The organism is Pseudomonas sp. CFBP 13711 (genome assembly GCF_014842265.1).
GTDB lineage: Bacteria > Pseudomonadota > Gammaproteobacteria > Pseudomonadales > Pseudomonadaceae > Aquipseudomonas.
The window spans coordinates 1-13,144 of the sequence record NZ_JACYVI010000022.1 but is presented as its reverse complement, the minus strand read 5'-3'; the positions used below and the strand labels follow the sequence as shown (position 1 = coordinate 13,144).

The window sequence follows — 13,144 nt, the reverse complement described above, 5'->3', positions numbered from 1 at the left end:
GCGACGCGCGGCTCAGGCATTACAGCTGACCCAGAATCGGCGTGGTGACGCGCACGTCAGCGTTTTGCCCGCGGTGGCGCAGCAGGTGGTCAACCAGGACGATGGCCATCATCGCCTCGGCAATGGGCGTGGCGCGGATGCCGACGCAAGGGTCGTGGCGGCCTTTGGTGATGACTTCGACGGAGTTGCCATCGACGTCGATCGAGTGCCCCGGCGTGGTGATGCTGGAGGTCGCTTTCAGGGCCAGATGCGCAACGATCGGCTGGCCGGACGAAATCCCGCCGAGGATGCCGCCGGCGTTGTTCGACAGAAAACCTTCCGGGCTCATTTCGTCACGATGCTCGGTGCCGCGCTGGGCGACGCAGGCAAAGCCGGCGCCGATCTCGACGCCCTTGACCGCGTTGATGCTCATCAACGCATGGGCCAGTTCGGCATCGAGACGGTCGAAAATCGGCTCGCCCAGGCCCGGCATCACGCCGTCGGCCACGACCGTGATCTTCGCGCCCACCGAGTCTTGATCGCGACGCAGCTGGTCCATGTAGGCTTCCAGCTCCGGCACCTTGCTCGGGTCAGGGCTGAAGAAGGCGTTGTCTTCCACCGAATCCCAGGTCTTGAACGGGATTTCGATCGGGCCGAGCTGGCTCATGTAGCCGCGAACGGTAATGCCCTGGGTGGCGAGAAACTTCTTGGCGATGGCCCCGGCGGCGACGCGCATGGCCGTTTCCCGCGCAGAGCTGCGACCGCCGCCACGGTAGTCGCGGATGCCGTATTTGTGGTGGTAGGTGTAATCGGCGTGGGCGGGCCGGAACAGGTCCTTGATCGCCGAATAGTCCTTGGACTTCTGATCGGTGTTGCGAATCAGCAGGCCGATGGACGCGCCGGTGGTCTTGCCTTCGAAGACGCCGGACAGGATCTCGACCTCGTCGGGCTCCTGACGCTGGGTGGTGTGGCGACTGGTCCCCGGCTTGCGGCGGTCGAGGTCACGCTGCAGGTCTTCCAGCGACAGCTCGATGCCCGGCGGGCAGCCGTCAACGATGGCAACCAGTGCCGGACCGTGGCTTTCGCCGGCAGTGGTGACAGTGAACAGCTTGCCGTAGGTATTGCCGGACATGCGGGAGGCTCCGAGGACGTTCAAAAACTCAAGCGCGCCAGTATACGCAGGCTTATGGCGCAGTTCATCCTCGAACCTTATTCATTTGCCCGCGTCCAATTGACACTTTATTGATGACGGTCCTGCAATGCTAAGCGCCTTACCCCTGATTCGCGGCTTCTGGCCGCTGCGAGCGATCATCTTGAGCCTGACCCTGCTGTCATCCATCGCCCACGCCGGAACGCCCGTCGTGCTGCAGCGTCCCATCAGCCTGGACACCGGCACCGGCGAGCTGTTCGGCACGCTGCTGCTGCCCAAATCGGCGAAACCGGTGCCGGTGGTGTTGATCATCGCCGGCTCAGGGCCGACCGACCGTGATGGCAACAATTCCGATGGCGGACGCAACGACAGCATGAAGCGTCTCGCCCTGATCCTCGCCAAGCACAACATTGCCAGCGTGCGTTACGACAAGCGCGGCGTCGCGGCCAGTCGCCCTGCCACCCCGGACGAGCGCGATCTGAGCATCGAGAAGTACGTCGACGACGCCGTCGCCTGGGCCGCCAAACTCAAGACCGACGCGCGCCTGGGCCCTCTTATTCTGATGGGCCACAGTGAAGGCGCACTGGTCGCCACCCTGGCGGCAGAACGTGCGGGCGCCGTCGCGTTGATTTCCGTAGCCGGCACCGGTCGCCCGGTGGATCAAGTGGTCCGCGAGCAACTGCAGGATCGCCTCCCTCCTCCGCTGCTGGCGCGCAGTGAGCAACTGATCGAAGAGATCAAGGCCGGCAAGACCGACAACGACGTGCCCGAACCCCTTCAGGTGGTGTTCCGCCCAAGCGTGCAGCCTTATCTGATTTCGTTGTTCCGGCAGAACCCGACGGCGGCGTTCGGGCAATTGAAAATCCCGACGCTGATCATTCAGGGCCGCAACGACATGCAAGTGGGCGTGGGCGACGCCGAGCTGCTGCACAAGGCCAAACCCGACTCGCAACTGGCGATCATCGATGGCATGAACCACGTGCTGCGCATCGTGCCGATGGATATCAAGCGGCAGTTGGCGTCCTACAAGGATCCGCAGTTGCCATTGGCCAGCGAAGTCACCGACCGCATCCTGAAATTTCTCGACTCGGTACCGGCCGCCTGAGGCCGGTGCTCTTCTCGTCGACGCGGAAGTCGACGCACGATCCCTTTAGCTTCGTCAGAAACGGCCGATAGCTGTCTGCTGGCATCGTGTGCCGGTGCCATGTGCCGGGCAATGTCGATAACAGGATCGCCGTGATGACAGAAGCAACCATGCAAACCGACGCGGTCGAGCCGACCGATGCCAAAGAAGGCGAGGTCGCCGCGCCTGTCTTGTGGGAAGAAGTGCACGCGGAGCACTTCTCGATGCTGCGTCTGGCGCCCCTGCCGACCGACCGCGCCACCGGCGCCCGCCCGCTGCGCTTCGTCGAGTTCGGCAAGGCCGAGCGCCACAGCAAGGAGTTCAGCCTGCTGCGCATGACCTATCAGTTGCCGGGGCAGAAGACCCGCAAAGAACAGAATTGTCTGGATATCTGGGTGGATCATGCCAATCGCAGCGTTCGCGTGGGCCCGGCGTCCGGCTTGCAGATCGATCCGTGGAACCGTGGGCTGGGCCGTTTCATGCTGGCCCAGGGCATCGCCTGGGCGCAGAAACGATGCGCCGCGTACAAGATTGAAGGCGTCGCGCTGGCGAATAAGGATGCGCTCAACGAGGACACGCGCCTGCGTCGCGATCACTTCCTCAAGACCCAGGGTTTCGAAGTCGTCTACGCCGATGCTCAGCACCTGAAAGGAACCATCAAGGACGCCAAGGTCGGCAACCTCAATAACACCTGGAACGCCGACAAAATCCAGATCGTGCAGATCCTCGACGCCGCGCAGATGTTGCAACAGGCCGAACAGAGGATTCAGGAACAGGACGTCACGATCAAGAAGTCCGAAGACAAGGTCAGCAAATACCGCCGGGACGACGCCGGCTTGCGCTTCACCATCGCCTGCCTGGTCACCTTCGCCGTGTTTCAGGCCGGCCTGCTGATCTGGATTGCGACGCACCGGTGACCCGGCGTCAAGTCGGAAAGACGCCGTAGCAAGGGTCTGTAGGACCGGCTTCAGCCGGGAAGAGGCCTGTCTGCTCGCCATCAAATTTGCGGCGTGACTGCCGACGCCTTCCCGGCTAAAGCCAGTCCTACGGTTGCACGCGGTCAGTAGGACCGGCTTTAGCCGGGAACAGGTCCGCCGATTGCCTGACTAGACCCGCGCTGCAAACAGATCCTGATGAGTGCGACACTGCTCGGCTGTCAGCATGAACACGCCGTGGCCGCCACGCTCGAATTCCAGCCAGGCGAAATCCACTTCCGGGTACAGCGCTTCGACGTGAACCTGGCTGTTGCCGACTTCCACGATCAACAAGCCCTTCTCGTTCAGATGGTTTGCGGCCTGGGCCAGCATGCGCCGCACCAGATTCAAGCCGTCGTCACCGCAGGCCAGCGCCAGCTCGGGTTCGTGCTGGTATTCGTCAGGCATGTCGGCGAAATCTTCGGCATCGACGTACGGCGGGTTGGACACGATCAGGTCAAAACGCTGGCCCGGCAGGCCGTCGAAACCATCGCCCTGCACGGTGTACACGCGCTGGTCCACGCCATGGCGCTCGATGTTCTGATTCGCCACTTCCAGCGCCTCGAACGACAAGTCGGCCAACACCACCTCAGCGTCGGGGAACACGTCGGCGCAGGCGATGCCAATGCAGCCGGAGCCGGTGCAGAGGTCGAGGATGCGCGCCGGATCGCTGGCCAGCCAGGGTGCGAACCGCTGCTCGATCAGTTCGCCGATGGGCGAGCGCGGAATCAGCACGCGCTCATCAACGATGAATGACATCCCGCAGAACCACGCTTCACCCAGCAGATACGCCGTGGGCACACGCTCTTCGATGCGTCGCTTGATCAGGTGTTGCACCGCGACCAGCTCTTCGTCTTCAAGGTTGCAGTCCAGGTAACTGTCGGCAATTTCCCACGGCAGGTGCAGGGCGCCGAGGACCAACTGGCGGGCTTCGTCCCACGCGTTGTCGGTGCCATGGCCGAAAAACAGGTCTTCCCCGTGGAAACGGCTGACAGCCCAACGGATATGATCGCGCAGGGTGCGCAGGCGGGAAGTGATCACGGCAGACTCCTTGAAAAAACGACGGGCGATTCTATCAGCCATCCACGGAACAAACGATCCCGCACCGGGTGCAGCGGCCTCGCGCAAAACTTTCCACAGTCTTTACCTCGTTTTGCAGGCACTATGACAGCAACCGCGACCTGCTCGACGGCTTGAAGCCCGGCAAAAAAGCGAGGTCTGTGAGCATGGCGATTCACAGAATCGCTCTGCCAGTGGACAATGTGGCAAAAGCCCCACTCGAAGGAGCCCCCGATGTCTGTTTCAAACACTGGTCCCAAGACCATGTTTCAACTCAGTGGCCGTGAATACGCAGCGGCCACATTAAGTAATGCCACCCTGATCATCATCGATGCGCAGAAGGAATACCTCAGCGGCCCTCTCGCCCTGACCGGCGTTCAGGACGCCATCAACAACATCGTCAAACTGGTCGCTGCCGCCCGTGCAGCAAAGTCGCCGATCATTCACGTGCGTCATCTGGGCACCGTGGGCGGAATGTTCGATCCCCAGGGCGAGCGCGGGCAATTCGTGCCTGAACTGCAGCCGCAGGGTGACGAAATCATCATCGAAAAACGCCTGCCGAACGCGCTGAACGGGACCGTCTCCACCGACGACCGCACCACGCTGCACAGCCTGCTGGAGAGCCGTGGCCGGCTGGATCTGGTGGTGTGCGGTTTCATGAGCCACTCCAGCGTCAGCACTACCGTGCGCGCGGCCAAGGACTACGGGTTTCGCTGCACGCTGGTGGAGGACGCCTGCGCCACCCGCGATCTGCCGACGCCGAGCGGCGTTATCAAGGCCGAGCTGGTGCAGCAGGCGGAGATGGCAATCATGAACGACAACTTCGCCAAACTGGCGCTGACCAAAGACCTGATCTGAATCCTCCCTCGACAGGAGCTGTTGCAACGAGCTGACTGCGCATGCCCCTCGCGCGGATCATTTTCCGGCAGTTCCTGAAGAAAAGGCGTACAAATGCAGTCGTCAGGCGGGGTTAACCCTGTTCACCTGACCGCCTATCCGTAATCGATTCGTAATGCCCCTGAAACCTGGCCAGGCGGGAACCACCCCCACGCTGTGCGGGTCAGAGCGCCGATACCCATAGAGGAAATCGGAATGAAAATATCCGATGGTTTTGATGCCCGTCGCCTGCGCCCCAAGGGCCAGGGCAGCTGGCGGATGCGCATTATTGCAGCGATGTCGGCCGTTCTGGCCACTGCTGGCGTGCTGCTGGCAATGGCCGGTGTTGCCAGCCTGATCGGCAACCCCGTCGCACTGGGCGAACTCAACGCCAGTCCAGCGGGCGCTGCGGTCACAGTCATCGTCGGTTTGTTGATGCTGTATGTCGGCATCTGGTTCTGGCGCCGCAGTCGCCGCCGCCGCCGTCGTGCCGGCGAACTGAACATGTCTCCCCACCTGATGAAGAAGCACGACTGACCTTCGCGTCATCCGCTGCCGTTTAATCATCGAAAGCCCTGATCATCGATAGTCGCGCCGATTCTGGCGTGACGCGGTTAAACTGGCCCCCTTCGCGGAGACCACCATGCAAGACGACGATTTTTCCCTGTTCAGAAGTGAGATTCGCGGCGTAAAGCCCATCAAGACTGAACATGCGGACGTAGGAAAACCCAAAACCGACCGTAAGAACCTGGCCAAGCTGCGTCAGGCGGCCACCGTGCGCTCCGATGCGACGATTACCGTTGATGGTCTGTCAGACCAGTTCGTGATCGATGTCGGCCCTGAAGACACGCTGTACTGGGCCCGTGACGGGGTGCAGGAAGGCCAGATGCGCAAGCTCAAGCTGGGGCAGATCAGCTTTGAAGGCAGCCTGGACCTGCATGGCATGAGCGTCGAAATGGCGCGCGAGACGATGTGGGAATTTCTCGCCGAGGCGGCCAAGCTGGAAGTGCGCTGCGTGCGGATTACCCACGGCAAGGCGGTGCGGCTGGACGGCAAGCGGCCGATGATCAAGAGCCACGTCAACACGTGGTTGCGTCAGCACCAGCAGGTATTGGGATTTGCTTCGTGCATCGCCAAGCATGGCGGCGCAGGCGCGGTGTACGTGATCCTCAAGCGGACCATGATGGAAGGACGTGACGAGTAAGGCAGGCGTCTGCCTACCAGTCCTTGTGGGAGCGACACCCCCGGTCGCTCCCACCGCTCATTAAGCGCTTATCCGATCAACGCGGGCCAGGACCGCCGCCACCGCCACCGCCGCCACCCGGGCCACCGCCTTCATAGTGACCGCCACCACCGCCTCCGTGACCGCCGTGGCCTCCCCCGCCCGGGCCCCAGAATGGCCAGCATCCGGACATGGCCGACATCACCGCGATGACCATCGCGACTTTCGCTATACGACTCAACATTTCGATTTCTCTCTTAAAGCGGGCTTGATCACAGGTATTCATCACCTGTTGCTTCTGACAGCACAAGCCTGCGAATCCGCGTCGTGGTTTGGTACCGATCAGGTATCGAGCCTGATACGAAACTTGCACCCAACAAAAAGGCCGCGAGGGATGGGTCTTCCCTTCGCGGCCTGTGCTTCATGCGTCAAATGATCAGTAAAAATCAGCGGCGGTAGTAACCAGGTCCAGGTCCAGGGCCGTAACCGCCCCGTCCGCCATCGTATGGGCCACCGTCGTAATAGCGGTGTTCATGCCAGCCACCGCCGTGGCGGCCCCAACCCGGTCCGAAAAAACACCCCGAAACCGACGACGCCAGGGCAATCACCAGTGCGATTTTCGCGATTCGGCTAAACATCATAAGCACTCTCTTCATCCGGGCATCTGTCACCCGTTACTTCAGACATCAAGCCGACACATTCCGACATATCCCCTCGGTAAAGGTTGGGTAAAGGTCGGCTGACACAGTCACGGCGGCGCCATGCCGCAGGCGTCTCGGCCGCCTGCCGTACCCCTGCGCGTCCAGCTACGCTACTATGTGCGCCTTTGCAGGCCCGCAACCCTGCGTTTTTTGAACCCACACGGAACACACCCCTGTGACTCTGGAACAGAACTACACCGCCATCCTCGGTCAACTCGGCGAAGACGTCTCCCGCGAAGGCTTGCGCGACACCCCGAAACGCGCAGCCAAAGCCATGCAGTACCTTTGCCGCGGCTATGAGCAAACCCTCGAAGAAGTCACCAACGGTGCGCTGTTCAGCTCCGACAACAGCGAAATGGTGGTGGTCAAGGACATCGAGTTGTATTCGCTCTGCGAACACCATTTGCTGCCCTTCATCGGCAAGGCCCACGTCGCCTATATCCCGAGCGGCAAAGTGCTGGGCCTGTCGAAGGTCGCGCGCATCGTCGACATGTACGCCCGTCGCCTGCAGATCCAGGAAAACCTCAGCCGCCAGATCGCCGAAGCCATTCAGCAGGTCACCGGCGCGCTGGGCGTGGCAGTGGTCATCGAAGCCAAGCATATGTGCATGATGATGCGCGGCGTCGAGAAGCAGAATTCGTCGATGATCACTTCGGTGATGCTGGGTGAATTCCGCGAAAACGCTGCGACCCGCACCGAGTTTCTCAGCCTGATCAAGTGATCCCGGCGTCCTGAAGGCCGCAGCATCAGGCTGAGGCTGTCTGGCGGTTCGTGCCGCCGAGTGAGGTTTTAGCGTGTTGATGAAAGCAGTGAGAGTCGGTCTCGGCCAGCTCGTAATCGCGGGCGATTTCCTGACGCGGCCGAGCAAAAAGAAGCGTTCTCCCGAAGCCCAGGCTGCCGTCGATGCGTCGGCGCAAGCGCTGACGCTGTATCAGTTCCACGCCTGCCCGTTCTGCGTGAAGACCCGCCGGGCGCTGCGCCGTTTGAATGTGCCTGTGGCCCTTCGTGACGCGAAGAACAACGAGCCCGATCGTCAGGCGCTTCTCAGCGGCGGCGGCCGGATCAAGGTGCCTTGCCTGCGGATCGAGGAAGAAGGCCAGACGGTGTGGATGTATGAATCGAAAGTGATCATTGATTACCTGGAGAAGCGATTCTCGGCGGTTTGATGCAGTCCACTCCCACGGGATCGGGGGTCGGCTCACCCTATCAGCTATCCCGCAAAACCTGTGGGATCCGGGGTCAACTCACCCTCTCAGCCATCCCGCAAAACCTGTGGGAGTGAGCTTGCTCGCGAAGGCGGCGTGCCTGCCGATGGAAATTCAGTGCGTTGAATGGCCTCTTCGCGAGCAAGCTCGCTCCCACGGGATCGGGGGTCGACTCAGTTCTCAGCCATTCCGCAAAACCTGTGGGATCGGGGGTCGACTCAGTTCTCAGCCATTCCGCAAAACCTGTGGGATCCGGGGTCAACTCATCCTCTCGGCCATTCCTCAAAACCTGTGGGAGTGAGCTTGCTCACGAAGGCGGCGTTTCAATCGCTGAAGATTTAGTGAATGTACCGCCATATTCGCGAGCAAGCTCGCTCCTACAGGAGTTGCGTCATCGGCGGGCCAACGTGGTGTCAAAACCACAAAGGCAGCCTAAAAAGTGAGCAGTTACTTCGGGCAGCCTTCCTGGCGACACGCCGTATACGCCTTCAATTGCTCAACCCGCACTTTGGTCTGCGCTGACAGGCATTGCGCCTGAGTCAGCGGCCACATGCTCCCGCCGTCCTCCCGCTTGCCGGCCTGATACTGGCAATCGGCGTCGCGAAACGCGATCCACTTCTTCTGCGCATCCTGCAGGGCTTTCTTGCGCGCCGGGGTCTTCAGGTAGCCCATCTGCGCGTTGTATTGGGTGTTCAAATCGGCGTCCAGCGCTTTGTATTCCTGGCTCGCGCACTGGTTCATCGACGCCTGATTGGCGTCGCAGTCCTGAGCCTGGGCCGAGCAGCCGATGCCCAGCGCCATGAGCATCCCGACTGCGATCATCCTGTACTGCATGTCTCATCTCCTTATAAGTGAACAACGCTGAAGTCAGTCCAGCATGCCGACGTAACCCGGTTGCTGTTTGACCCGCGCGAGCCAGGCTTGAATCGCCGGGAACTGCGTCAGGTCGAAGCCGCCCTGATCGGCGACGTGGGTGTAGGCGTACAGCGCGATGTCGGCGATGGAGAAGTTTTCGCCCACCAGAAACGGCGTGCGCAGCAGCTGTTGCTCCATGACTTTCAGCGCCTTGTTACCGCGCCGGTGCAAAGAGTGGTATTCCTCCATCCGATCCTCTGGCATCCCCAGGTAAAACTGAATGAAGCGCGCCACCGCCAGGGTCGGCTCATGGCTGTACTGCTCGAAGAACTGCCATTGCAGCATTTGCGTGCGCAGGCGGGGCTCGGTCAGCAGGTAAGGCGTGCCTTCGGCGAGGAAGTTGAGAATCGCGTTGGACTCCCACAGGCAGGTGCCGTCTTCGAGCTCAAGGACCGGAATCTTGCCGTTCGGGTTCTTCGCCAGAAACGCTTCGGTTTCGGTCTCGCCCTTGAGGATGTCCACCGGCACCCACTCGTATTCCGCGCCGAGCAGGTTGAGCATCAGCTTGATCTTGTAGCAGTTGCCCGAGTTGTAATCGCCGTAAACCTTGTACATCAGCCCTCTCCCCTCAATCGTGTGCCGTCAGTCGTGCCGGTCGTGCGTGTGCGTAATGTATCAGGCCGCCTGTGAAAGCTGTGTGTGCCGAATGACGGCGGCCAGTCGTTTCAAGCCTTCGTCCAGGCGCTCGGGGTCGATGTGACTGAAATTGAGCCGCAGGTAACCCGGGTTCGCGTCCGGATCGGCAAAGAACGGCTCGCCCGGCATAAACGCGACATTCTGCGCCAGGGCGCTGTCGAGTAACGTGCGGGTGTCGATTTTGTGCTTGAGCGTCAGCCAGAAAAACAGGCCGCCCTGGGGACTGTTCCATTCCGCCAGATCGGCGAAATGCCGCTGCAGCGCGGCTTCGAACGCATCGCGACGGGTGCGGTAGAAGCTGCGCAACTCCAGCAGATGCTGCTCGTAGTGCTCACTGCCGATCCACTGCAACGCCTGCCACTGGCCGACTCGATTGGTGTGCAGATCCGCCGATTGCTTGAGCTTGAGCAAATGCGGGAACAGGTCCAGCGTGGCGATCAGGTAGCCGACGCGCAACCCCGGCATCAGGGTTTTCGACACGGTGCCGGTGTAGATCCAGCTGGCTTTTTTCAGGCGGCTGACGATGGGCCGGGCACTGCCGCCGTCAAACGTCAGCTCGCGGTACGGCTCGTCTTCGATCAGGGTGACGCCAAACTCGTCGAGCAACGCCGCCACGGCATCCCGCGCGGTTTCGCTGTAGCGCACCGCCGACGGGTTCTGGAACGTGGGAATCAGGTAGGCAAACGACGGCGAGTGCTGTTCCAGGCGCTGACGCAGCGCTGCGAGGTCCGGGCCTTCGGCGAGCAGCGGAACGGTCAGGCAGTCGGCGCCGAACAGCTGGAAGATCTGCAGTGCGGCCAGATAGGTCGGCGCTTCGAGCAGGATCTCGGTGCCCTTGTCGATGTACAGCTTGGCGGCCAGGTCCAGCGTTTGCTGGGAACCGCTGACGATCATCACCTGACTCGCGTCGCAATCGATGCCCAGCGCCCGCGCTTGAGCGGCCAACGCCTCACGCAACTGCGGCTCGCCTTCGCTCATGCCGTACTGGCCGATACTGCTCGGCATGTCAGCCCATTCACTCTTGGGCAACATGGCCTCGGCCGGCAAGCCGCCCGCGAAGGACATCATCTCCGGGCGCTGGGCGGCGGCGAGGATTTCGCGAATCAGTGAACTCTTCAAACGGGTAACGCGTTCGGAAAATGGCATGGGATCACCGCTGGCGGAAAGAAAGGGGAATACGTCAAACTGGTTGACCGAAATTACGATGCCGCACACGGATACGTCAATATGCTTGACCTTAAAAATTCATCCACCCAGCAAATTGCCATGGAAGCGTTTTTCTTCGGCTACCAGGCGTTCACCGCCAAGGCCGATGAAATGCTCGACCGTCGTGGCCTGAGTCGGGTGCACCAGCGCATCGTGTTTTTCATCGCTCGCTACCCTGGCCTGAGCGTGAAGGAATTGCTCGGCAAGCTCGGGGTGAGCAAGCAGGCGCTGAACACGCCGCTGCGGCAGTTGATTGAGATGGAGCTGGTACTGAGCGTTGCGCCCGAGGACGACAAACGTAAGCGCCTGCTGGAGCTGACCGCCGAGGGACGCAAATTTGAAGAGTCTCTGCGCCGCGAGCAGGTCAAGCTGCTGCAACGGGTGTTCGCCGAAGCCGGGCAAGACGCGGTGGATGGCTGGATGGCGGTGAATCAGGCGTTGGGCAACACGATGACCCGCGGCTGACCCGCCGGTTTGCAGACCGCGGCCGAAACTGTGCCGACCATTGCGCCGATGGCTGTATTGCAACGGGGCATGACCACTGCGTATAGGCTGGCAGCTCTGTTCAACCGCTGCGCCAAGGATAGACCCGCATGACTGACGTGCCCCTCGCGCCATTGCGACCGCTGACCGACTCTTCGCCCTCCGCCATCGTCGCCGGCTTCATCGCCATGATGACCGGCGTCACCAGTTCGCTGGTGCTGATGTTTCAGGCCGGTCAGGCCGCCGGACTGACCTCGGCGCAAATTTCTTCGTGGATCTGGGCGCTGTTCATGGGCATGGCGGTGTGCAGCATCGGCCTGTCGCTGCGCTATCGCTCGCCCATCACGGTGGCATGGTCGACGCCGGGTGCGGCATTGCTGATCACCAGCCTCGGCGGCGTTGCCTATCCGGAAGCCATCGGCGCATTCATCACCAGCGCGGTACTGGTGATCATTTGCGGCGTCACCGGCAGCTTCGAACGGCTGGTCAAGCGCTTGCCCACCTCACTGGCGGCCGCACTGCTGGCGGGCATTCTGTTCAAGATCGGCAGCGAAATCTTCGTCGCCGCGCAACACCGCACTGGCCTGGTGCTGGGCATGTTTTTCACCTACCTGATCGTCAAACGCTATTCGCCGCGCTACGCCGTGCTGGTCACCTTGCTGGTCGGCGTCGCGCTGTCCGGCATGCTCGGCCTGCTGAATTTCAGCGGCTTCGCCCTGGAAGTGGCGATGCCGGTGTGGACCACGCCGTCGTTCTCCATCGCTGCGACCATCAGCATCGGCATTCCGCTGTTCGTCGTCGCCATGACCTCGCAGAACATGCCGGGCGTTGCGGTGTTGCGCGCCGACGGTTATCAGGTCCCCGCCTCGCCCCTGATTACGGCCACCGGGATCATCTCGCTGATCACCGCGCCCTTTGGCGCCCACGGCATCAACCTCGCGGCCATCAGCGCTGCCATCTGCACCGGCCCCCACGCCCACGAAGACCGCGACAAGCGCTACACGGCGGCGATCTGGTGCGGGATTTTCTACGCCATCGCGGGGGTGTTCGGCGCGACCTTGGCGGCACTGTTCGCGGCGTTTCCGAAGGAACTGGTGCTGTCGATCGCCGCCTTGGCGCTGTTCGGTTCCATCATCAACGGCCTGACCGTGGCCATGAACGAGCCGAAAGAGCGCGAAGCCGCGCTGATCACCTTCATGGTCACCGCGTCGGGGCTGACGCTGTTTTCCATCGGTTCGGCGTTCTGGGGGATCGTCGCGGGGGTGTTGACGCTGGTGATTTTGAACTATCGCAAATGAGCGCGCGCGGCATGCCACTCTTCTGCAGGAGCGCGGTGGCCCGCGATTCGCGGTGAGTCAGTCGACATCAATGGCAGCAGGCAGATTGCATTCACGGGCAAGCGCGCGCTCGTCAAACATACCAACTCCGCCGATGTATCTGGCGACCTACGGATTGTGGGAGCGAGCTTGCTCGCGAAGAGGCCGGGATATCCGCTGAGTCTTCAGTGGCTGAAATGCCGTCTTCGCGAGCAAACTCGCTTGTATGGTTAGACTTGAAGGGGTGGTGGGACGAACAGTTCGCATCTGACTGCTGTAACAGTACAGACCGTGGGAGA

The 13,144-nt window shown here is 61.6% G+C and carries 15 protein-coding genes; 9 read left to right on the top strand and 6 right to left on the bottom strand.

Annotated elements, in window-relative coordinates:
- Positions 1-19: 19 nt before the first annotated feature.
- Positions 20-1,111: a chorismate synthase gene (gene aroC / locus IFT47_RS26270; protein WP_192175043.1), complete on the bottom strand. Its 1,092-nt coding sequence runs from the start codon at positions 1,109-1,111 to the stop codon at positions 20-22.
- A 127-nt stretch (positions 1,112-1,238) separates the two neighbouring features.
- On the opposite strand from aroC, the gene IFT47_RS26265 reads away from it, so the two are divergent.
- Positions 1,239-2,234, top strand: coding sequence for an alpha/beta hydrolase (locus tag IFT47_RS26265; protein ID WP_192175044.1), 996 nt, complete (start codon positions 1,239-1,241; stop codon positions 2,232-2,234).
- A gap of 134 nt (positions 2,235-2,368) precedes the next feature.
- The gene (locus IFT47_RS26260; protein WP_192175045.1) at positions 2,369-3,169 is read left to right on the top strand and encodes a hypothetical protein; all 801 of its coding nucleotides are present in this window, start codon (positions 2,369-2,371) and stop codon (positions 3,167-3,169) included.
- Between the two features lie 189 nt (positions 3,170-3,358).
- On the opposite strand, the gene prmB is transcribed toward IFT47_RS26260, so the two are convergent.
- Complete coding sequence (gene prmB, locus IFT47_RS26255; protein WP_192175046.1) at positions 3,359-4,267, bottom strand: 50S ribosomal protein L3 N(5)-glutamine methyltransferase; 909 nt, start codon at positions 4,265-4,267, stop codon at positions 3,359-3,361.
- 252 nt (positions 4,268-4,519) lie between these two features.
- Here prmB and IFT47_RS26250 point away from each other — a divergent pair, with 252 nt between their 5' ends.
- From IFT47_RS26250 to IFT47_RS26240, 3 genes are all read left to right on the top strand, one after another.
- Positions 4,520-5,143 (top strand): cysteine hydrolase family protein, encoded by a 624-nt coding sequence (locus tag IFT47_RS26250; RefSeq protein WP_192175047.1) that lies wholly within the window; start codon positions 4,520-4,522, stop codon positions 5,141-5,143.
- 234 nt (positions 5,144-5,377) lie between these two features.
- Complete coding sequence (locus tag IFT47_RS26245) at positions 5,378-5,698, top strand: hypothetical protein (RefSeq protein ID WP_192175048.1); 321 nt, start codon at positions 5,378-5,380, stop codon at positions 5,696-5,698.
- A gap of 106 nt (positions 5,699-5,804) precedes the next feature.
- Complete coding sequence (locus IFT47_RS26240; RefSeq protein ID WP_065989376.1) at positions 5,805-6,365, top strand: Smr/MutS family protein; 561 nt, start codon at positions 5,805-5,807, stop codon at positions 6,363-6,365.
- 76 nt (positions 6,366-6,441) lie between these two features.
- Here IFT47_RS26240 and IFT47_RS26235 read toward each other — a convergent pair whose 3' ends face one another.
- A complete protein-coding gene (locus IFT47_RS26235) occupies positions 6,442-6,627 on the bottom strand; it encodes a hypothetical protein (RefSeq protein WP_192175049.1) in 186 nt (61 codons plus the stop codon).
- A 632-nt stretch (positions 6,628-7,259) separates the two neighbouring features.
- Between IFT47_RS26235 and folE the strand changes: the two genes are divergently transcribed.
- Both folE and IFT47_RS26225 read left to right on the top strand, forming a co-directional pair.
- A complete protein-coding gene (gene folE / locus IFT47_RS26230) occupies positions 7,260-7,805 on the top strand; it encodes a GTP cyclohydrolase I FolE (RefSeq protein ID WP_065989346.1) in 546 nt (181 codons plus the stop codon).
- Between the two features lie 79 nt (positions 7,806-7,884).
- Positions 7,885-8,250: a glutathione S-transferase N-terminal domain-containing protein gene (locus tag IFT47_RS26225; RefSeq protein WP_192175050.1), complete on the top strand. Its 366-nt coding sequence runs from the start codon at positions 7,885-7,887 to the stop codon at positions 8,248-8,250.
- A gap of 486 nt (positions 8,251-8,736) precedes the next feature.
- Here the strand turns inward: IFT47_RS26225 and IFT47_RS26220 are convergent, their stop codons facing one another.
- From IFT47_RS26220 to IFT47_RS26210, 3 genes are read right to left on the bottom strand one after another with little or no spacing between them, the layout of a single operon-like run.
- Entirely contained in the window at positions 8,737-9,123 is a 387-nt protein-coding gene (locus IFT47_RS26220) for a lysozyme inhibitor LprI family protein (RefSeq protein WP_192175051.1), read from the bottom strand.
- Between the two features lie 33 nt (positions 9,124-9,156).
- Entirely contained in the window at positions 9,157-9,759 is a 603-nt protein-coding gene (locus tag IFT47_RS26215) for a glutathione S-transferase family protein (RefSeq protein ID WP_192175052.1), read from the bottom strand.
- 60 nt (positions 9,760-9,819) lie between these two features.
- A complete protein-coding gene (locus IFT47_RS26210; RefSeq protein ID WP_192175053.1) occupies positions 9,820-10,986 on the bottom strand; it encodes an aminotransferase-like domain-containing protein in 1,167 nt (388 codons plus the stop codon).
- Positions 10,987-11,067: 81 nt separating this feature from the next.
- On the opposite strand from IFT47_RS26210, the gene IFT47_RS26205 reads away from it, so the two are divergent.
- Positions 11,068-11,511 carry a MarR family transcriptional regulator gene (locus tag IFT47_RS26205; RefSeq protein WP_192175054.1) on the top strand — a complete coding sequence of 148 codons (444 nt, stop codon included), beginning with the start codon at positions 11,068-11,070 and terminating at the stop codon, positions 11,509-11,511.
- 128 nt (positions 11,512-11,639) lie between these two features.
- On the top strand, positions 11,640-12,827 hold the full coding sequence (locus IFT47_RS26200) for a benzoate/H(+) symporter BenE family transporter (RefSeq protein ID WP_192175055.1): 1,188 nt from the start codon (positions 11,640-11,642) through the stop codon (positions 12,825-12,827).
- Positions 12,828-13,144 lie beyond the last annotated feature (317 nt).